Genomic DNA, 21256 nt, shown 5'->3' on the forward strand with positions numbered 1-21256 from the left:
CCGAACTCATCCTGAGCGTAAAACGTGGCTGACACCCGAAGCCCTGGCTACTCTGCCAGGGCTTGTTCGCGTCGGTGGTGGCGCAGATGCAGCAACTCATACATGACCGGCACGATGAAGAGAGTGAGGGCTGTTGAACTGATGAGCCCGCCAATCACGACAACGGCCAAGCCTTGAGAGATGAGTGCTCCTTCGGCAAATCCAATGGCGAGTGGCAGCAAGGAGCAGATGGTCGCGATCGCGGTCATCAGAATCGGACGCAGCCGAGTGGTCCCGGCCTCGAGCAGAGCCTCACGGACGGTCAGGCCGCGTCGGCGTTGTTGCTCCACGCGATCGACCAGCACAATCGCATTGGTGACGACGATGCCCATCAACATCAGGATGCCGATCAACGACGACACGCTGATGGGTTGCTTGCTGATGACCGTTCCAAAGAATGCACCAATCAGAGCGACTGGCATCGAGAACAGGATCGCAAACGGCGCCGCCCAACCGCCAAACGCAATCAACATGACCATGTAGACCAGACCGACAGAGATGAGAATGGCTTCAATCAGCTGCTTGAAGCTGCTGTTCATCTCTTGCGTATCACCAGCCACCTGGACTTGAACGTCGGAGGGAAGTTTTAGTTGGCTGATGGCCTTTAGTGCATCACGACTGGTTTTGCCAGTGTTCTTCGACGTGAAATCACCAGACACGCTGGCATAGGGCTGTCCGTCTTGGTGCTCAATCTGCACAGGCGCTGAGGCCATCTGTACGGTCGCGACGTCTGCGAGCTTAATCGTCTGGCCCGTCGGTGCAGCGATGGGCAGGTTCTGAACGGTACTGAGGGACGTTAAGGGGTTCGCTGGTATTAGAGACACCCACACGGCTCTCGATTGACCGTTGATGTTTGCATTGCCAATGCTTTGGCCTTGCACGTAAGACTGCACCACGTTTGCAATCTGATACGGCGTCAAACCGTACTTCGCTGCATCCTGCAAACGCGGAACGACGTTGAGCTGTGGTCTCTTGTCAGACAGGTTGTTGTTTACATTGGCGAGGCCCGGGACTTGCTTCAGTGCACTGGTTACCATCGTCGCAGCCGTCTGAATGTCATGCGCGTTTGGCCCAATCAAATTAACGGAAAAGCCGCCGGTTGAGCCACCCATGACCAGCGTCTTGACTTGGATGGTCGCAGGTCCAGAAAGAGGTTGCAGGCGCGACCGCAGGGTGCTGACAAAACTATCGACATTCGTGTTCGGTTGCAGTTCAAGGAACATGGTTGCCTGATTTTCACCGCTCACTGATCCGGATGGACTGAGTTGTCCCGGGTCCGAGCCGACCTTTGTATTCCACTGGTCAATGGTCGATCCGTAACTGTGAAGCACGTTTTCCACTTGTTTTGCCTTCGCGTCGGTACTGCTCCGCGGTGTGCCGACGGGCATCTGAATGGATATCGTCGCGAATTTCTCATTCGAGGCAGGAATAAAGGTGCTGCCTGCGGCAGGTAAGACCGCAAGCGATCCGATGAACAGCACGAGAGTGATTCCGAGCACCCAGGCTTTGTGATTCAGGGCGCCGCGGAGGAACCCCTGATACTTACGCTGCCAGGGTCGAACGGCGAGTTGTGTTCCTTTGTCGTCAGCGAGAGCAGCTTGGGTCATGACCACAGTGTGCTGTAAGGATGACTCGGATGGAGCAGATGCGTTTGAAGCGAACGGATCATCTGCACGTGCGGAATTCTGAATCAGTACCGGATGGACTGATTCAGTCGACGATGGGTTCCCACTTAACCAACCGTAATCAGCTGCGGACTCTGGACGACGTGCGACGAACAGCCATGCCAGTGCAGGCACCACTGTCAAGGCGACCAGGAGGGAAGAGAGCAACGAACAGACCACGGTGACGGCAAACGGCATAAAGATTTTTCCGACCACGCCGCTTACGAAACCGAGTGGAAGGAACACCGCAACTGTCGTGATAGTCGACGAAGTGATGGCCTGACCGACTTCCCGTGTGGCAAAGTACACAAACGAGCGGCCATATCCAAGTCCCCGTTTCCAAGCCCGGTATATGTTCTCAATGACCACAATACTGTCGTCCACCACGCGGCCGGTGGCAATCGCCATGCCGCCAAGTGTCATGATGTTAAGTGTGATGTTGAGTCGATTTAAGACCATCAGGGCAATCAGCAGGGACAAGGGAATCGATACGACGGCGATGATGGTGGTTCGCCAGTTCCGCAAAAACAGGAGGATCACCAACACGGCGAAACCTGCGCCAAGGATGGCCTCGCGGAGCATGCCGTTTACGGACGCGACAATCATCGTGGAAGAATCAAACAAGGGAACGATGGTCACACCCGCAGGCATCTGCTTTTGCAGTTTGCTTAACTCCTGGTTGACGGCTTTAGCCATCACAACCGTGTTGGCATTTTCCGTCTTTACAACGCCGACGAAGACGCTTGGCTGCCCGTTGGTGCGGTTGATGGACCCGTCGTTTGGCGGAGCGAAAGTGACCGTTGCAAGGTCGGACAATGGCACGGTGTTGAGCGTGGTTGATGTGTTGGTCGATCCGCTGGTTTTGGTCGCGGCGGTTGCAGGCAGAGTGCCTGAGTGGGTACCCGTCTTAGGAATCGACGGAACGCCTCCTGAGTTGCTCTTTGCTGCTCCGAGGGCCCCAAGTTGTTGTTGCAGTCCGGTTAGTTTCTGACTGATGATCTTTTGTTCTTGCGACAGTGCTGCAATGGTTGCTTGAAGTGTGGCGATTTGCTGCGGGTTTTGTTGGGCCTGTGGCAGTGTTTGTTGCTTGGCGAGTGCTAACTCGGCACCAAATAATTGACCTTGCAAGCCTTGCAGACTGCTAATCAGTTGGTTTTCGGCTTGAACAGCGGCAAGGCCTTGGGACAACCCGGAAACACCTTGGCCGAGCTGTCCGACAGCTGAACCGATTTGACCTACGGCGGTCCCAAGCTGTCCGACCGACGTTCCGAGCGCCTGCATGCCTTTTCCGATGTCCTTCAGACCCGCTGTCGGATTCGCCGGGATGGGAATAGGGATGGACTTTATTTGCGCAACCGAAGAGAACGGACTCGTCAGCTGCAACGGACTGACTGATCCTGAGATGGTCTGCGAGCCAAGCGGCACTGTGACGTTGTCAGCCTGTAGGTCTTGGATCACCTGTTGCATGGTCAGGTTATGTGCTGTAAGCTGCGCTGGATTGAACTGTATGTTGACCCTTGGTTCGGATGCCCCACCGGTTTGAACCTGCCCTACACCTGCAACTCCCTGAAGTGCAGGGACAATCGTTTGATTGACAATGGTCCGCAGTTCATTGTTGGAAGCAGTCTTCGAAGCCACGGTGAAATTGACGACAGGGCTGGAGTTAAAGGAGAAGTTTTGGACAGTTGGTTTCATCGCGCTTTGCGGCAGAGATACGCCGGCAACCACCTGTTCGACCTTCTGCTGCACGCTGTTTAAATCTGCGCTCATACTGAGTTCGAGAGTGATTTCAGAGACATTTTGAACCGAAGTCGATGTGACGGTCTGAACACCGCTGACATTGCGCAAGGCGTTTTCGAGCGGATCGGATACGTCCGTTGCGACCGCCTGCGGAGACGCACCTGGGTAAGGGGTAACGACCGCGATGACTGGGAATGCAATGTTCGGCATCAATTCTTCCTTCAGTGAGAAGGCAGAGAGAATGCCACCAACACATACGAGCAGAGCAAGCAAAAAGACGACGACAGGGTTTCTCAGTGAAAATCGCGTGAACCAACCCATTGAAAAGGTGACTCCTCTCCAGAACAAAAATCCACAGTCACGTAAATCCCACGTTAAGTCTAATCATTCCCCAGCTCGGAAACAATATCTTTAGTAAATAAAATAATATCCTGCTAAATGGAGCAGATTACATATCAATTCGATTTCCAAATGTTTGTGGATGTATCGTGTATTTTACAGGACTGCAGGTACCTTACAGGCACACAACTCACGTAACTTCCAGAAAACTTTCATGATTTACTTGCACATCCCGTGGAAACTTGTCTACCTTGTAAAGTAGACAGTTCTGAACTGTGCACTACATCTTTTTCAAGGAGTCAATTCAAGGAGTCAATGAGGGGGACAAGATGACGCATTTTGTTGGTTTTGATGATGAGGATTTCGATGTTTTTTCCGTCCCGGGACTGGAATCGCGCATGGATGCGCTGAAGAGCCACCTGCGACCCAAATTGGAGCAACTTGGAGAGGATTTCTCGGCGCTGCTCGGTGACTGGCTGCATCAACCCATCTACGCTCATGTTGCAAAGCATGCGAGGCGAACAGTAAACCCGCCGAATGATAGTTGGGTGGCCTTTTGCACCGATAAACGAGGTTACAAAAAGCACCCGCATTTTCAGATTGGCGCTTGGGAGTCGCATGCATTTGCACTCTTTGGCCTCATTTATGAGTCTCCCGTACGGGGGAATTACGCAGCGAAGTTGAGGGAAAATGCAGCAGCTGTTGTGTCGCGAATCCCTAAGGACTTTGTATGGGTGCCAAACCACATGGATCCGAACGCAATTTCCGCACGCGATGTGGATGTGGACAAGCTCTGTGAACTCGCTGACGGGTTGCTGAAGAAACGTCAGGGTGAACTTCTCGTCGGCATTACTCTGCCCCGGCAAGAAGCCGTAACGATGACCGGAGAGGCCTTTGTTGCCCGAGTGAGTGATTGTTTTCAGACGTTGTTACCGCTGTTTGAACTCGCACAGACTGAAGAACTGGGGGTTACACTGTGAAGACGAGAGATGAGGCACTGAAATTGCTCCAAGAGTACACCAAAACGGACTCGCTGCTGCGACACGCCTTTGCGGTTGAAGCCTCTTGCCGTGCCTATGCGCGCAAGTTTGGTGAAGATGAAGAAAAGTGGGGCATCACGGGTCTGCTGCACGACTTTGACTACGAGATGTATCCGACGCCTGACGAGCATACCATTGTTGGAGCAAGGATTCTTGCCGAGCAGGGGTACCCTGAAGATGTGATTTACGCCATCCGGGCTCATGCAGACTACAACAACCTGGAACGTAATACGCTCTTGGATAAGGTGCTTTACGCTTCAGATGAACTGTCCGGATTTGTGATGGCCGTCGCCATGGTACGCCCAACCAAAAACGTAGCTGATGTTGAAGTGAAGAGCGTCAAAAAGAAGTTGAAAGACAAGGCATTTGCGCGCGGTGTAAATCGAGATGATGTATACCGAGGCGCTGAGGAGCTAGGTATTCCTTTAGATGAACACATTGCGTTTGTTATAGATGCCCTGACGCAGGTCGCAGACCGCCTTGGGCTGGATGGCACCGAAAGCGCCTGATGTTAAAGCTGGCCCGGATATCAGGCAGGGGATCGGCTGATGCGTCTAGGCATGTTCGATGTTCGATGTTCGATGTTCGATGTTCGATGTTCGATGTTCGATGTTCGATGTTCAATGTTCAATGTTCAATGTTCAATGTTCAATGGATGTACTGTTGAGGTGAGTCTGTGAAGGTTCATATTCTGCACGCAAACGACGTCCACAGTCAGCTTGAAAACCACATGCGTGTCGGCTGTGCACTAAGAACGCTGCGCAGTTCCCTTGAGTCGCAAGGGGAGCCCGTACTGACCTTCGACATCGGTGACGTTATGGACAGGGTTCGCCCGGAGACGGAGGCATCCCTTGGACAAGTCAATGCTGCATTATTGCGGGCACTGGGTGTGGATGCGTGGGTCTTTGGCAACAATGAAGGACTCACGGTCCCGGTTGACGGCTGGGCGGAATTGGTTCAAAACAGCGGAGCTCTGGTATTTGGAACAAATATTCGGGACAGTACCGGATCTCCCCTGCCGTATTTCACGGATCTGAAGATGTACGATGTGTGCGGTTTGAAGCTCGGCGTATTTGGGGTCACGCCGAATTATGCGAAGCCTTATGAATACCTAGGCGTTCACGTGCTCGATCCGGTCACAGAAGCTGACCGTGCCGTGCGCACGTTGCGACGGATGGGGGCTCACGTTGTGGTGGTGCTGTCGCATCTTGGACTGCGGGCGGACAGAAACCTTGCAACGACAGTCCCGGGAATTGATGTCATTCTCGGCGGACATACACATCACTTTATGGACGAACCTGTGTATGAAGGGAGAACGGCCATCTTCCAGGTCGGAAAGCACGCCATTGCCTTTGGACATACGACCCTCACCATCGACGACGACACGAAAGAGCTCCTTGCAGTAACGGGATCGGCCATTCAACCGGCCACAGGCGATCCGCTCGACTCATCCATGGAACAGGCGCTCAACGCGTATCTTCCTGAGATCCGTGGTCGTCTCGATGAGTCTGTCTGCGAACTCGACAAGCCTCTTCAAACGTCACTCGAACGGGAGTCTACTTTTGCCAACCTTTTAGCAGGGGTACTGTGGGAGGCTTACCCGTCTGATCTCGGTTTTGTCGTCTCGGGACTGTTGAACGCCAGTCTTTTGGCAGGGGAGGTAAAGCGACGTCACCTCCACGGTGCATGTCAGACTCCAACTCGGCCGATTCGACTGACCCTGACAGGGCGGCAACTCTGGAATGTGTTCGAGCGGGGGCTCCAACCTGAGATAACAGCTGCGCGAGGTTTTGGTTTCGGATTTCGAGGTTCATCTGTAGGCGGCCTCGGATTCGCGAATGTCCATGTAACGGGACAGGTGAAACCGGCTGGTGATGTCAGGCTGGAAGAGGTTCGGATTGGGGACCAACCAATTGACCTGGACAAATTCTACCGGGTAACAACGTGCGAGTATCTCTGGCTCTCATCCGTGTTTCCGGAAGTGCAACAAGGAACAGATGTTGAGATTCCACCTCCGCTGCTCCGTGACCTGCTTATGCGGCACATCGGTGACAAAAACATCCAGTCCGATGCAGGGTTACAACGTGTCCACTTGTCGTTTGAACAGGTATGATAGGACTGAAGGATATCCAGGAGAGGTAGCTGCATATGAATCTATTGTCCAGAGCACAGACAAGGCGGATGCTTGGTAAGCTGGAAGAGGCGTATCCGGATGCAAAGTGTGCACTCAACTACACTACACCGTTTGAGTTGTTGATAGCCACAATGCTTTCGGCGCAGTGCACAGACGCTCGCGTCAACATGGTGACGGCAAATCTCTTTCAAAAATATCGGACTCCCGAGGATTACGCACAGCTTACACCGGAAATACTGCAAGAAGACATAGCTCAACTAGGCTTGTTCCGGGCCAAGTCTGAGAACATTATTGCAGCATCTCGGTTGTTACTTGAGAAGTTTGGCGGTGAAGTCCCGAAAACCCAGGAAGAGTTGGTTCAACTGCCCGGCGTCGGACGGAAGACGGCGAATGTGGTATTGTCCAATGCGTTTGGCATCCCTGCGCTTGCAGTCGACACCCACGTGCAGAGAGTAGCGAATCGGATCGGCATTGCCAACTCGATGAATCCGGAGATCACCGAACGGCAGGTTTGCCAGCGCGTTCCGCAAAAACTTTGGAGCCAAGCGCACCACTGGCTGATCTTTCATGGTCGTCAGGTATGCAGCGCTCGCAATCCAAAGTGTGAGCAATGCCCGGTTTCGGAGTTCTGTCAGTTTTATCAGAAACTGCAGCAGGAATCGAAGCTGAGGGAAAAGGTGTTCGAAGACAAACCGGGTAAAAAGGCAAGCAAAGGGCGCCGAAGCAGTCGTTAAAGCTGGAGCGTCAGATAAGCAGTCGAAGGGCGATCAATGATCAGAAGCTCTCGAGCCTACTCCTGTGGGACATAAGGTTCGTACGAACCGTCGTTGGTCTTCCGTAACGGCTGTTGACAGTGACTGCAGGCGTCTTCGAGGCCCGTCAGCCGAGTGCGCTTTCCGCAGCGAGGACATTCAATCTCTGCGATGGAAGGGTTCACCGGACCGAACCTGAAGTAGATGAGGATGCCTGCCACGACGCCGATGCCGCCAACAACCAGCAGATATGGCAGCAAGGCACGGCTGTACATGCCGCAGTACATGACAAAAAAGCCGCCAAACATACAGACAAGGCCCCAGTTGCGCCAGCGATTTGACTTCATCGTGATCCCCCCATGTTTGCGAGACTATCCTAGCTGATTTGGGGGATACTGTCCAGTCATCGTTTGGGAAAGGAGGGGGTGACATGTGGAAAAAGGCATTTATCGTACTCTTGTCGCTCAATCTGTTTATTGTCGTCGGAGGCGCATTGTGGTGGGGATCCTTGCCTAAAGCAACATCTGTTCAATCTCCGACACAAGCTATCAGTACAAATGGCAAGCCTGCGACCGTTCAATTGTCCGTTGGTCAGGATGCGGTGAACACCTACTTGGAATACGCTTTGGCACAGCAACAGGACGTACAGCGTGTACTTGCGTATGCCAGTGTGCAGTTTTCCAACACGTGGCAGGTCCAGCTCGGGTTGAAGTTGCGCGACAGGGTCATTCCATGCAACATTGTCTTTGCCCCCGAAGTCCAGGGCGGCAATCTGGTTCTTCACGTACAGAGCGCTGCGATGGGGGACATCCCTGCACCACTCGGTGCACTGTTTTTTGTCCTGCGTCACTTACCCTGGCCGCAGTGGATTGTGGTCGATGGCTTAAACCACGATCTCCATGTGAATTTCACAGACCGACCGCAAAATCCTTACGGAATCAAAGTCCTCTCGTATTCCCCGACCACCCGACAGGTCACCATTCAGATTTCCATCATTCCAAAGTCCATCCTGCAATCCAAAGCGAAATAAGCTTCGTGTGAGTGCACGTGGGCAAGGCCCGCGTGCACTCACCATAGGCCGACGTGCGCCATTACGTCATTACGCCACAGGTGGGTGTCATCGCTCCCATTGTTCATTTGCCGCTGCAGCCGAAGCACGTGAAGTCACGCGAAGTCACGCGAAGTCACGCGAAGTCACGCGAAGTCACGCGAAGTCACGCGAAGTCACGCGAAGTCACGCGAAGTCACGCGAAGTCACGCGAAGTCACGCGGTTACAGCCGGTTTGGATGACCGCATAGTTCTGGATCCCTAGGCACATTCTAGATGGTGCATGAATGGAAGGGGGGTCTCTGTGGGCGTTCCAAAGTGGTTATCCAGTATGTTCACGGTGGATGACACCATCATTTCAACGCAGTTCTCGCTCATTGAAGCGGAGACTTCTGATTCTGGGAACAGCAATGCATCGAACAACAACCAGTCTACAGGAAAGACCAAACCAGCTAGAGATGATACAGACAACGCTGGAGATGTTGAGCAGGATTCTGGGATGCGGGAAGAAATAGAGGACGAAAAACGTGGGGAAGATGAACCTGAATTCATTCGTTCACAGCGCCCCATTCCTCTCTTAAAATACGTCCGACAGAGTGAAGAGCAAGCAGCGACAAGGAAAGCGGTCACCACAGATTCACCACTTATCCCAGCTCGGCTCAAAGTGGTTCATGAGCGGCTGAATCGCAGCTTTCACCTGCCAGACAATAAAGACATTGTGATTCGTGAGTTTTATATCGGGATCGACAAGCGTTGGCCAGCCATCGCCGTATTTGTCGATGGCTTAGCGAACACATTGCTGGTCAATACCAACTTGCTCGAACCGTTGATGCTGCTGTCTCATATCACGGAACATAACAGCACCGCCGAGCGGATAGATACCGTCATGGAGGCACTGCTTCCCAGCAATCAGGTGGCTGTTGTAGACCACTGGGAAGAAGCAGTTGCGGGAATACTCACCGGATCGACCGCCATTTTCGTCGAGGACTCAGATTCGGCGATTATCGCAGAGTCGAAAGGATGGGAGCATCGCAGCGTCGGTACACCACAGACTGAAAACGTCGTCAACGGTCCCCATCAGGCGTTTACCGAAAGTTTTCGGGCAAACACGGCTTTGGTGCGCTCACTTTTACGCAGTCCTGATCTCGTTACGGAGATGCTGTCTGTAGGTAGATTGGCAAAGACGGATGTCGCTATCATGTATATCCATGGGTTGACAAATGAACGCCTTGTTGCGGAGATTCGTCGACGGATTAAGGCCATTGATGTGGACTACTTGGCGGACACAGGTACGCTCAGCCAATTTATCGAAGACAACCCGCGGGTGTGGCTTCCGCAGACGTTAACCACAGAGCGGCCAGACCGAGTGGCACAGAGTCTCAGTGAAGGGTACGTGGCCATCTTCGTCGGCCAAAGCTCATTTGTGATGGTGGCTCCAATGGTCTTTTTTGGTCTGATGCAAGCCGCGGAAGACGCCTATCTGCGTTTTCCGTTTGGGAGCTTTCTGCGTCTGATCCGCTGGATCTCACTTCTTTCCGCGTTGTTTATTCCGGCTTTGTACGTTTCTGTAACGAATTATCACCCGGAGATGATTCCTACTGACCTTATGATGGCCATCGCTGGCAGTCGAGAGCAGGTTCCGTTCCCTGTGATCGTTGAAGTGCTTATGATGGAACTCGCCATTGAGCTGATCCGTGAGGCCGGAATTCGTATCCCGTCCATTATCGGACCAACTATCGGCATTGTCGGCGCATTGATCATTGGCCAAGCCGCGGTCCAAGCCGGCGTCGTCAGCCCCCTCTTGGTCATTGTCATTGCCGTGACCGCACTGGCATCCTTTACGATTCCGAATTATAACCTCCAGTTTGGCGTTCGAATTCTGCGCTTCGTATTCCTGTTCGTCGCCGCGCTGTTCGGTTTTTACGGGCTGACACTGGCCATCGTCGCTGTCCTTGCTCGACTGACCGTTCAACAATCGCTGGGTGTGCCGCTGTTTTCACCGGCAGCGCCGAAATCTGACAGCTCCCGGGATGCATTTTTACGCGGTCCGGCGTTTGAAATGAATCAGCGCCCGCTTTTCCTCTACCCTCAGAAAAGTTGGCGTCAGAAGCCCTACACACGCCCTTGGAGCGGGGTATCTGGATCTGAGTCTGTGATGAAGAGTGAATCAAAATCCCCAGGCGGGCAATCGTCAGGGTCGTCAACGAAGCGGGGGGGAGCGAGATCGGCAACGCGATCCTCGAAGCGAAAAGGGTCGGACAAGCAGTAAGACTGCGCAACAAAGGCTGAGTTCGGGCAGGAGGAACGCGAGATGACAGTAGGGAACGTGAAGGCACGAGTCGGCCGTCGGGAACTGACGAGCATGTTTACCCTGTTTGTGGCTGCGCATGCTTTTTTGGATTATCCGGATCAGGTATCTGAATATGGCTTTGAGGCAGCGTGGATGGAACCGTTACTGGCCGGCATCATGGCACTCGTTGTGTTCTTGGCCATGGATCAGCTGTTTCGGAGGTTCTTCCCAGGAAAAGGATTGCTTGAGGTTCTGCGCATCGGTTTTGGCCGGTATGTGTCAACGGCGATCGCCCTTGCCCTGGCGGGTTATTTCATCTTCGTAACGGCGAGCATCATGCGGCAGTTCTCAGAAACTGTGATTATCACTGTACTTCCTGCAACGCCAATCCTGGTGGTGTCAGCGATGTTCGTCGCTACGGTCGCCTATGTGGCGACCTGTGGTCTGGAGGCGGTTGTCAGGGTGGCACAAATCGCCTTCCCGATTGTCATTATCGCGTTCATCGGCCTTTGCCTGCTGACGATGAACTGGTGGCACCCCGCACTTTTGTTTCCGTTCTGGGGCTCCGGTATTGGTTCCCTTGCCATCGGTGGTTACAAGACATCCGCCATCTTTCTGAACGTCCTTTTGCTCTCCATCATCTACCCTCATGCCCAGGATTACAGAGACCTGCGCAAAGTAGGTGTTCGCAGCACTCTCTACAGCATGTTGTTGCTCACAGCATTTCTGTTGGTCTATCACATGGTGTTTGCGCCGTTGGAGACACAAAACCTTGCATCGCCAATTTACTCCCTGGCACGGGTCATCCACGCGGGGCGGTTCATCCAGCGGATCGAGAGCATTTATATCTTCATCTGGGTCAGTGCGGCAGTGCTCAAGATGTCGATTACGATATGGGCGGCAGCGTACATTCTGACGGATACGTTCCAGTGGCCATCCTACCGTCCGATTATGCCTGCACTCGCTTTGTTGTGTGCGTCCATCAGCCTGACGACGTCTGATGTTGCAAGCGTCGTCCGCAGCCAGGAGGATACGATGCTGGATTGGGGCTGGATTGTGGCGTTGGGAGTACCTCTCGCAATCCTTCTCATTGGGACGTTTCGTCAGCAGTTAAAGCGGGGTGACGCGCGTGTTTAGATTTATCATGACAATGCTCATCCCAATCTGGGTGGGTATTTACACCTTCCAGTTTGGCAGGTGGGTGAAGACAAAGCAGAATCCTGTCGGATCGTACGCGGCATTTATCATCGCCGTTGGCAGTGTGGCCACATCCGGATGGGTTTTATGGCGGATCACACATTGAAAACAGACTTTTGCTGCAGGATCTCTCCTTTGGCAGATGCATAGACAACCGAGGACGGTATAATGGACTCGGAGGTGATGTGATTGGTATCGGTTAAACGCAAACAGGTTGAAATCTATACAGACGGAGCATGTTCCGGCAACCCTGGACCGGGGGGATGGGCAGCCGTTTTAACATATGAAGGACATGAAAAAGAGCTCTCCGGCGGCGAGACGAATACGACCAACCAGCGCATGGAACTGAAGGCTGTTTATGAGGCGTTACGGGGATTAAAAGAGCCCTGTGAGGTTGTTTTGCACAGTGATTCTGCCTATGTCATCAACTGCTTTAAGCAAAAATGGTATGCAGGATGGCGGAAGAACGGTTGGAAAAACAGTAAGGGTGATCCGGTGCAAAACCGCGACCTGTGGGAACTTCTGCTGTCTGAGGTGGAGCGGCATCAAGTGACATTTGACAAAGTCAAGGGTCACGCCGGGGTTGAGATGAATGAGCGGTGCGACGAGCTTGCACGGGCTGCTGTCCCTAAGAGGTAGAGCATCATGGCTGAGTTGTCTTCTCACACCTTGCAGAGACTTGGCCGCGAGGCTGGGTTTGACGCGATTGGGGCCACGTCTGCAAAACCTTTTCCGGAGCTCATCCCGCGTCTTGAAGACTATGAAAAACGTGGTCGAACCGGGTTCGAACACGCAGACATCGCTGCCCGAGTTGACCCAAAGACATGGTTTCCTCCTGCACGAAGCCTGATATCCGTGGCAATGGCGTACCTGACAGACGAAGGGCGGAAGTTGGCGCGAAGCCACCCGCAGAAAGGCTGGCATGGTCACGTTACGGTGTATTCGTACGGAGAAGATTACCACCAGGTGATGGTGGCCAAAATGCGTCATCTGGTCGCTCTGATAGAGGCGGAACTCGGCAGAAAGATTGAAAGCAAGACTGCCATTGATACGGCTCCGCTTGTTGATCGACGCGTCGCTGAGCGCGCGGGGATTGGCTGGGTTGGGAAGAACTGCATGTTTTTCACACCTCAGCACGGATCCTTTGTTTTTCTCGGTACACTTGCGGTAGATATTGAAGTTGAGTCGGTAAGGACTGAACTGGAGCAAAAGTGCGGATCCTGCACGCTTTGCCTGGACGCGTGCCCGACAGGGGCGCTTCTTGCACCAGGGGTGATTGACGCTACACGGTGTTTGTCCTACATCACGCAGATGAAAGGCGTCATCCCTCGTGAATTCCGAGCTGCTTTGGGGAAAAGAGTCTGGGGTTGTGATACCTGTCAATGGGCTTGTCCAGAAAATAAGGCGGTCACGGGATCCGGTCACGGCGAATACATGCCATCGTCTCCTGCAGGTGAACTGGAGTTTCCGGACCTTGCAGAGGTGCTGTCTTGGACCAACCGTTCTTTTGCGAAGCGCTATGGGCATACAGCAGCCGCGTGGCGAGGACTTCGTACCTGGCAACGAAACGCTTTGATTGCACTCGGGAATACAAGGTCGAAAGAAGCTGTCCCACTCGTCACTCCATTTCTGAACCACGAGCGCAAGGAACTGCGAATCAGCGCCATTTGGGCACTTGGCAGGATTGGCGGGGAGGAGGCGAGGAATGCACTCACGTTATGCCTGGTAGATGAGTCGGATTCCGAAGTCATCGAGGAGTTGCAACTCGCATTGCAGGGGGAGGAGTAGTAAGGAATGGCGGTAGACTGGTGCGGCATTGTAGACGGGGAAGCAAGAGCAGTTGGGACGTTTCAGTCACAGTGGGGGCCATGTACGATTGTGACCTGCCCGGAGGGGATTTTGTCGGTGGACTGGGGCGGAGCGTTGGGACAACCTATGGAACAGGCATTGGCAAAACGAGATCGGCATACGGAGCGAAAGACGGAAGCGGCAGATGGCGAAAACGAGTCATCCACGGACAGTAGGATAGAATCGGATGAAGTTCGCATCTCGCAAGCCGCTTTGTTCGCAGAGGCGGCGATCGAGCAACTTGAGCAATACTTTGCCGGATCGCGCCACAGTTTCACACTTCCCTTGGTGCTTCGAGGAACTGAGTTTCAAAAATCGGTATGGAAGTATCTCACTGAAATTCCCTATGGAGAGACGAGGTCGTACGGGGACGTTGCACGGGCGATTGGCCGCGACAAAGCCGTTCGCGCTGTCGGACAAGCCAACCGACGGAACCCGATTCCAATTGTCGTCCCCTGCCATCGCGTCATCGGCAGCCACGGTGAATTGACCGGCTATGCCGGGTCACAAGTGCACTTAAAGGCGGCGTTGCTAAACCTCGAGCGTGGCATTGGTCAAGACTGAATCTGACGCGAAAATGAGTCGAGAAACGTGTGCCGACGAGGCATCTCCCGAACGGACAACTCAAGCTCCTCTGTCTGGCCGTCTTGTTTTCCAATTCGATAGTGGCTGTGTGCCACCCGCCAGACTCGGTAAGGGAAGCGAAGCAGCGCGTAAATGAGGCGGTATTCAGGGCCTGAGATAACCTCGGCGTGGTTGTACTCAACAAAGCACGTGTAGGCAACATCACTCAACCAACGTTGTTGCTGTAAAGCCCTTCGGAGCAGATGTGATAGGTCCAACGCCCTGGGGGCGTACGTGCACATGTCGAAATCGATAGCGATAACCTTTTGCTCGGGAGTGTAAATAAAATTTCCCGGTATCACGTCGAGATGGCACAGGCCAGGCGTGTCTTCGTCGTCGCGGAGAAATGACAGGCACTCGGTCGATTCGACAACCCGAACGCTTTCTTCGGCGTCATTTCGCAAGGCAGAAGCGTGGTTCGCGAGAAGTCGGTCAAAGGCATCCGGATCATTTCGTGTTTGGGCACGCGCGAGTAAGGCTTTCAGGTCTTCTGTGCGATCCCGCAGAAGGTCATCCAGTTTGAACTCCATGGGCGGCGAATAACCGTCGTACTCAAATCCGCGAGAGGTGTGGTGAAACTGCGCTAACACATGCGCTACTTCACGGACCTGTCCAAGCGACGCAAAGTTTGCTGGTTGGCCAGCAATCCAATCGGTGGCGTAGTATGTCTCGTTCTTTCGGACCACGTATGGCTTCCCTGAGGCCGACGTTTGAAGCGGAGCAAACAAAGTGAACCCTTGTTGCTCAACATACTGAAACGCTTTTCGTAAAAAATTGAGACGTTCCGGCGAAAGGTGCCCGCGTTTTAACGCGTAGGTGCCTTTTGTTGTCTGCAAACGGATGATCCCGTGTTTTTGCTCAGCCCGTTTGACAGTCCACCCATATCCCTTTGGTATCGAAACCGGGAAGCCACTCCGCTTAAAAACAAATTGCCAGTCGGTTGTCGGCGCAATGGGAGCAGGTACAGTCGTTCCTGCATTGACAATGTCTTTGTTATCTGCCCATTCCCCGTTTCTTGGAACGGATTGCAGGGTTGGGCCGTGCACAGATGAACTCCTGGCGAAATCCTCAGGATCAGGCTTCACCTTCTGACTAGATTTGCCGCCTTGACTACCTTTTTGGTTATGCCCTGAGCCGGAGGTCATGCTGGTCTTCGTGTAACTTGGTGAGTGACCGTAGTGCTTGCCGTTCCCGCTGCCGCTTCCGTTGCTGTTGCCGTTTGAGGCGGAACGACTTGTACTGTTTCCGTGGGAGCTTGCCTTTTTGTCACCAGGTTCGCGGTTCTCGTCGTTGGTATTACCAGTTTTTGCGGCATGAGCGCTGCTTGCCTCGCTATATAAGTGTTGCAAGAAGTACGGTGGGCGCATAAGTTCTTCCATCAGTTCATTAGCCCAATCGGGCATCGGTCGTCGTCTGCGCAACAATGGGCATCCCCCCAAACGCATAGGCACTTTACACCCATGATGAGTGGTCATGTACCCAAGGTATTCGGGGATACAGTCTGCTGTATGGGCGTTTGTCTAGGTAGCGCGGGCGGCTGCCGGCGTACGTTTCGGCTGTCCCTTAGTCGGTGTCAGCGACTAAAGGAGCCGATTGGAGCTAATTAAGAGGCTGAGACCGACTAAGCAAAGGCGGTATGGGCTACCTTAGTCGGTCTCAGCGACTTAATAGGCTGCCGGCGCACACCCAGGCTGTCCCTTAGTCGGTCTGAGCTACCTTAGTCGGCCCCAGCGACTTAATAGGCTGCCGGCGCACACCCAGGCTCTCCCTTAGTCGGTCTGAGCGACTAAAGGAGCCGATTGGAGCTAATTAAGAGGCTGAGACCGACTAAGCAAAGGCGGTATGGGCTACCTTAGTGGTCTCAGCGACTTAATAGGCTGCCGGCGCACACCTAGGCTGTCCCTTAGTCGGCCCCAGCGACTAAAGGAGCCGATTGGAGCGAATTAAGAGGCTGAGACCGACTAAGCAAAGGCGGTATGGGCCACCTTAGTCGGCCCGAGCGACTTAACAGGCTGCCGGCGCACACCAAGGCTGTCCTTTAGTCGGTCTGAGCGACTTAGCGGGCCGATTGGAGCGAATTAAGAGGCTGAGACCGACTAAGCAAAGGCGGTATAGGCCACCTTAGTCGGCCCCAGCGACTTAACAGGCTGCCGGCACACACCTAGGCTGTCCCTTAGTCGGCCCCAGCGACTAAAGGAGCCGATTGGAGCGAATTAAGAGGCTGAGACCGACTAAGCAAAGGCGGTATGGGCTACCTTAGTCGGCCCCAGCGACTTAACAGGCTGCCGGCGCACACCCAGGCTGTCCCTTAGTCGGTCTGAGCGACTAAAGGAGCCGATTGGAGCTAATTAAGAGGCTGAGACCGACTAAGCAAAGGCGGTATGGGCTACCTTAGTCGGCCCCAGCGACTTAACAGGCTGTCGGCGATTTACTTCGAAAACCTGCGAGGGTAAGAGGCTATGAGCCACCTATATGCAGCATCGAGGTCTCTTGGGGCCGATTGAATTACCAGAGCCAAAGGAGCGCGGTGCGCGAATAGATAAAAAAGGCACCCCGCAGTGGGATGCCCTTATCTTATCCTACGTCCACACCTCGACCTCGGCACCTTCCGCCGATGCCAGAGGCCTGCCACCGCGACCTCGGCACCTTCCGCCGATGCCAGAGGCCTGCCACCGCGACCTCGGCACCTTCCGCCGAGTCCCGACGCCAGCCACCTCGACCTCCGCACCTTCCGCCAAAGCCCGGTGCCTGCCATGACAACTTTCCTGGAGACTTGCGCTTGGAGACACAGGTCAGTTTATCGGCCTGCGGTATCTCCGAGTGTGCTCCAGACTTCCAACTTCGTCCGCACTCGCTCGATCACGCTGTTCGTGAACTCAGTGGTGCTGGTTCCGCCGGACAGATCCGGTGTACGGACACCGCCCAACACGGCCTCCAAGGTGGACTCATAGATGGCGCGGGAGGCCAATTGTACCTCGCGTCGCTCACTGTGTGCCAGAAGGGATGCTGCGGCAAGAATCATCGCCATCGGATTGGCCACGTTCTTACCTTGCAGACTCGGTGCCGTACCATGTGGTGCCTCGGCCATGATAACCTTTGGCTTCCAATTCTCATCCAGAGACAGAAGGATGGACTCAGAACCGGCAATCGATCCGAACATCTGCAGCACCAGATCCGATAGGCAGTCGCCATCACGGTTGAGTGCCGGTATGACCAGCGCTTCACCTGCTTTGACCAACAACAATGCGTATGTGGCGTCAATCAACTGCGGTTCGTACTCAACGTCTGGATACCGCTTAGAAGCAGCATCTAATTCCTCTTTAAACATTCCTTCGTAGATGGGGCTCACTGTGAACTTTGGTCCGCCAAATACCTTAGCCTTTGCCCGTTTCGCATATTGGAAGGCGTACTCTGCAACCCCGTGGCAAACGGAGCGTGAAATCTTTTCGGTCCTCATGGCGATCTCGTCCTGACCGCTGCCTTCTCGCCACTCTTTTGCCCCATAAGCGTCATCGACAGCCATACGAACAACAGAGATGGGGGAGTACACGCCAACCGGGGGAGCAATTCCTGGAATTCTGCGGCCTGTACGGACAATCACAGTACCGTTAATCTCTTTTCTCAGGATGGCATTCGGACTGCCGACGTCCCCCGAAGTCTCAGGAGTGATGGTAGCGGCTTTCAGACCGTAACCGTACTCGCGCATTGCTGCAGCAGCTTCATAAACCACTTGGTTTTTAGTGTTTCTGCGATTCTCGAGACTCAAATCAAAGCGTACCAATTCGATTTGAGTTCCAATCACATCTGGAGCCAGAACCCGGAGTGCTTCTTCAAGAAGCTCCTGACCGGTCTGATCGCCTTCCATGACGACAACTTTTTGAGCAGCCATATGGTTTCACCTCGTAGCAAAGGATGTCGGTTGTCACGCGCACCAGGCATGCGTCTCGGTGGTGTGGCAAAACCAAATCTTAATGTGACAGGAGTCGTGAAATCAATTGGGCAGACCGCAGAACCGTCTCCCGAATCGATTCCATCACCGCCAGTGTTAATCGATCTGCAGATCCACTTACAGAGAGCGCCGCCAAAAAATTATTCCGTCCATAAATCGGGACAGCCATCGCGGACGAATCAGCATCTCGCTCACGAAAGCTCGTTGCATAACCGCGTTCCTTCACCTTACGGAGCTCTTCCCGAAAGTTATCGTAAGCCGCGGTCGGAAGTTTTGCCTTGTCCATATGCTTTACAAATCGGGGGTCACTCATGACTTCAGCAATCAGCTGTTCATCAGAATAGGCCAGAAGCACCTTGCCAGAAGCTCCAACATAAAGCGGATACGTTCGCCCGATGTCAAGGGGCTTGTGCCCGGGTTTGTTGCTCTCCACTGTTTGAATACGGATCCGGTCATAACCTGAACGAACATACAGTACAACTGTTTCACCGGTCGAATCGCGCAAATGGGTAATCTCAGGAAGAACAATGGAGGAAAGTTCATCAGATTGGTAAATTCCACTCATCAGCTCGAGAACACTCCAGCCAAGACTGTACCGGTCAGAGTGCGGATACTTGCGCACAAAGCCCTTGGCCTGTAGTGAAGTCAGCAATCGATGAACCGTACTCTTATGTAGGTCCACTTCTCTGGCGATCTCGCTAAGCGTCAGGCCACCTTCCGATTTGGAAAAACAAAGTAAAATATCCATGGCTCTTTCGACGGCGCGGACGGTACTTTGGGGATGGGACTGGGACTGCTGCAGGTCGTCTGGCATAACAGGTCCTCCTGGGTGTCTCATCAAGCGGAACGGGGTTCCGACGGGTAGTATAGCACAACTGCTGAGACACGTCATCCGGCATTGCGCGACCGATGACGCGCAATCGAACACCGGAAGCCAGACACCGGAAGCCAGACACCGGAAGACCGAGCAATCGGTATCCATCCTCTCAAGAAGGCAATCACAGACATTCACCCATGTGTCATACCATGTACCGAGTATGTGGAGTTTGCGACTGGGGGGAGCTGTTATGGAAGCCTGTCTCGACGCAATTCGAAAGTTTTTTGATATACGCAACGAAGTCTGGCTGGAAGGCGACCCTGACACGTTACGGGATTTTCTTTCAATCAAGCGAAACCGAGGGATCGAAGCAGGGGTTACAGGAAGTGTGGAATGTAAACGCCGCTCCATGGCAGCCCGGAAAGCGCCTTTGTTGCGTACGCACACCAAGATCTCCGTACGGCGGTTACCGGCGGAATCGAGGAGCGACGATGAACAGAATTACCTGATCCGTGAAAACATCACATGGGTGTATCAGGATGGGCTCGACTACTCTGTCGAAGCTCGTATCATCTGGCATCGCCAACGCTGGCGTCTGGAGGACGGGAGTTGGAGGCTCGCTGACCTGTGGGAATCCGATGAAACGACGCTCACGCCCACGCGCATGGCCGATCTGGTCGAGGCTTCATCTGCCCCCGGCTTGGCCCCCGAACGCCCGGCTCAGTGTGTCGAGTACGACCGCTTTCGTGCATTTCGCTATGCCGAGTTGTGGTGGAACGGTTGGAACCCAAACTTTCCGAGACTGCGGGATGACTGCACGAATTTCATCTCTCAGTGCCTGTTTGCTGGCAGGGCTCCAATGGATAAACGCAAATCCCGTGCCGAGGGCTGGTGGATGCACATTGGTGCCAAACCCGATTCTGAAAACTGGAGCTACAGTTGGTCTGTTACAGAAGCTTTCAAACGGTTCCTGCTTACGACGCGTGGAGCAAAGCGAGTTCACAGCGCTGAGGAACTCAAAATTGGCGATGTTATTCTCTACGACTGGAACGGTACGGGAAGGGTCCATCATGCAACGATGGTGACCGACTTTGACAACCATGGCGATCCGCTCGTCAATGCCCATACGAACCCCAGTTATCATCGCCATTATCGCTATCTTGACAGTGCAGCCTGGACGCCAAGGACAAGATATGACTTCATTCGCATGCCAGACTCCTTGTGCTGACCGCGTGAACCTGGTATGTCAATTATGGTAAGCTAGTGGAATCGTAGTGAATTTGGTACGTTACGCGGAGGACTATAAATTGCTTCACATTGTACTCGTCGAACCTGAAATCCCATCCAATACTGGGAACATCTCGAGAACGTGTTCGGTTACGGGAGCAGTGCTTCACTTGGTTCGCCCTCTCGGTTTCTCAACGGATGATCGTCAACTCAAACGGGCAGGGTTGGACTATTGGAACCTGCTCGACATCCGTTACCATGATTCGATTGACGAACTGTGGGACAAGCATTCCAATGCTCGCTTTTTTTATGTCGAAACGAGCGGTGAACGCTGGTATTCAGACGTGAAGTACCAACCTGGGGATTTTCTTGTGTTTGGGAAGGAAACCAAGGGCCTGTCAGAGCGGATTCTCAATCATGATCCGGAAAACATTGTGCGGATACCGATTCGACAAGGGGCCCGTTCGCTGAACCTGTCTAATGCTGTCGCGATTGTTGCATTTGAGGCGTTTCGACAGATCGGATTTCCAGACATGGTATGAGCGTCT

Annotated in this window: 18 protein-coding genes; 13 read left to right on the plus strand and 5 right to left on the minus strand. The window is 53.6% G+C overall.

What is annotated here, in order from left to right; all coding sequences use genetic code 11:
* Positions 1-47 precede the first annotated feature (47 nt).
* Positions 48-3764, minus strand: coding sequence for an efflux RND transporter permease subunit (locus AN477_RS00385; protein WP_054967209.1), 3717 nt, complete (start codon positions 3762-3764; stop codon positions 48-50).
* A gap of 347 nt (positions 3765-4111) precedes the next feature.
* Between AN477_RS00385 and AN477_RS00390 the strand changes: the two genes are divergently transcribed.
* From AN477_RS00390 to nth, 4 genes are all read left to right on the plus strand, one after another.
* Positions 4112-4762 (plus strand): YktB family protein, encoded by a 651-nt coding sequence (locus AN477_RS00390; protein WP_054967210.1) that lies wholly within the window; start codon positions 4112-4114, stop codon positions 4760-4762.
* Positions 4759-5331, plus strand: a complete 573-nt coding sequence (locus AN477_RS00395) for an HD domain-containing protein (RefSeq protein ID WP_054967211.1) — start codon at positions 4759-4761, stop codon at positions 5329-5331. Before AN477_RS00390 ends, AN477_RS00395 begins: the two co-directional genes overlap by 4 nt.
* A 167-nt stretch (positions 5332-5498) precedes the next feature.
* Positions 5499-6935, plus strand: a complete 1437-nt coding sequence (locus tag AN477_RS00400; RefSeq protein WP_054967212.1) for a bifunctional metallophosphatase/5'-nucleotidase — start codon at positions 5499-5501, stop codon at positions 6933-6935.
* 35 nt (positions 6936-6970) lie between these two features.
* Complete coding sequence (gene nth, locus AN477_RS00405) at positions 6971-7690, plus strand: endonuclease III (protein ID WP_054967213.1); 720 nt, start codon at positions 6971-6973, stop codon at positions 7688-7690.
* Between the two features lie 56 nt (positions 7691-7746).
* On the opposite strand, the gene AN477_RS00410 is transcribed toward nth, so the two are convergent.
* Positions 7747-8055: a DUF2614 family zinc ribbon-containing protein gene (locus AN477_RS00410; protein ID WP_054967214.1), complete on the minus strand. Its 309-nt coding sequence runs from the start codon at positions 8053-8055 to the stop codon at positions 7747-7749.
* An 83-nt stretch (positions 8056-8138) separates the two neighbouring features.
* Between AN477_RS00410 and AN477_RS00415 the strand changes: the two genes are divergently transcribed.
* The 7 genes from AN477_RS00415 (at position 8139) to AN477_RS25600 (ending at position 14655) form a co-directional block, all read left to right on the plus strand.
* Entirely contained in the window at positions 8139-8738 is a 600-nt protein-coding gene (locus tag AN477_RS00415) for a DUF2140 family protein (protein WP_054967215.1), read from the plus strand.
* Positions 8739-9060: 322 nt separating this feature from the next.
* On the plus strand, positions 9061-11025 hold the full coding sequence (locus tag AN477_RS00420; protein ID WP_245631663.1) for a spore germination protein: 1965 nt from the start codon (positions 9061-9063) through the stop codon (positions 11023-11025).
* 42 nt (positions 11026-11067) lie between these two features.
* Positions 11068-12183 (plus strand): GerAB/ArcD/ProY family transporter, encoded by a 1116-nt coding sequence (locus AN477_RS00425; RefSeq protein WP_054967216.1) that lies wholly within the window; start codon positions 11068-11070, stop codon positions 12181-12183.
* Positions 12176-12349 carry a hypothetical protein gene (locus AN477_RS24095; protein WP_157061735.1) on the plus strand — a complete coding sequence of 58 codons (174 nt, stop codon included), beginning with the start codon at positions 12176-12178 and terminating at the stop codon, positions 12347-12349. Before AN477_RS00425 ends, AN477_RS24095 begins: the two co-directional genes overlap by 8 nt.
* Before the next feature lie 83 nt (positions 12350-12432).
* A complete protein-coding gene (rnhA, locus tag AN477_RS00430) occupies positions 12433-12882 on the plus strand; it encodes a ribonuclease HI (RefSeq protein ID WP_054967217.1) in 450 nt (149 codons plus the stop codon).
* 6 nt (positions 12883-12888) lie between these two features.
* Positions 12889-14031 carry a tRNA epoxyqueuosine(34) reductase QueG gene (queG, locus tag AN477_RS00435; protein ID WP_054967218.1) on the plus strand — a complete coding sequence of 381 codons (1143 nt, stop codon included), beginning with the start codon at positions 12889-12891 and terminating at the stop codon, positions 14029-14031.
* Between the two features lie 6 nt (positions 14032-14037).
* Positions 14038-14655, plus strand: a complete 618-nt coding sequence (locus AN477_RS25600; protein ID WP_054967219.1) for a methylated-DNA--[protein]-cysteine S-methyltransferase — start codon at positions 14038-14040, stop codon at positions 14653-14655.
* On the opposite strand, the gene AN477_RS00445 is transcribed toward AN477_RS25600, so the two are convergent.
* From AN477_RS00445 to AN477_RS00455, 3 genes are all read right to left on the minus strand, one after another.
* Entirely contained in the window at positions 14646-16139 is a 1494-nt protein-coding gene (locus AN477_RS00445) for a phosphotransferase (RefSeq protein ID WP_054967220.1), read from the minus strand. The two genes, AN477_RS25600 and AN477_RS00445, sit on opposite strands and share 10 nt — an antisense overlap.
* Before the next feature lie 1373 nt (positions 16140-17512).
* Positions 17513-18604 carry an isocitrate/isopropylmalate family dehydrogenase gene (locus tag AN477_RS00450; protein WP_054967221.1) on the minus strand — a complete coding sequence of 364 codons (1092 nt, stop codon included), beginning with the start codon at positions 18602-18604 and terminating at the stop codon, positions 17513-17515.
* Between the two features lie 79 nt (positions 18605-18683).
* Complete coding sequence (locus AN477_RS00455; RefSeq protein ID WP_054967222.1) at positions 18684-19478, minus strand: IclR family transcriptional regulator; 795 nt, start codon at positions 19476-19478, stop codon at positions 18684-18686.
* A gap of 253 nt (positions 19479-19731) precedes the next feature.
* Here AN477_RS00455 and AN477_RS00460 point away from each other — a divergent pair, with 253 nt between their 5' ends.
* Both AN477_RS00460 and AN477_RS00465 read left to right on the plus strand, forming a co-directional pair.
* Positions 19732-20709: an amidase domain-containing protein gene (locus tag AN477_RS00460; protein ID WP_054967223.1), complete on the plus strand. Its 978-nt coding sequence runs from the start codon at positions 19732-19734 to the stop codon at positions 20707-20709.
* Between the two features lie 79 nt (positions 20710-20788).
* A complete protein-coding gene (locus tag AN477_RS00465; RefSeq protein ID WP_054967224.1) occupies positions 20789-21250 on the plus strand; it encodes a tRNA (cytidine(34)-2'-O)-methyltransferase in 462 nt (153 codons plus the stop codon).
* Positions 21251-21256: the final 6 nt, after the last annotated feature.

The organism is Paenalicyclobacillus ferrooxydans, assembly GCF_001399675.1.
Taxonomy (GTDB): Bacteria; Bacillota; Bacilli; order Alicyclobacillales; family Alicyclobacillaceae; genus Alicyclobacillus_B; species Alicyclobacillus_B ferrooxydans.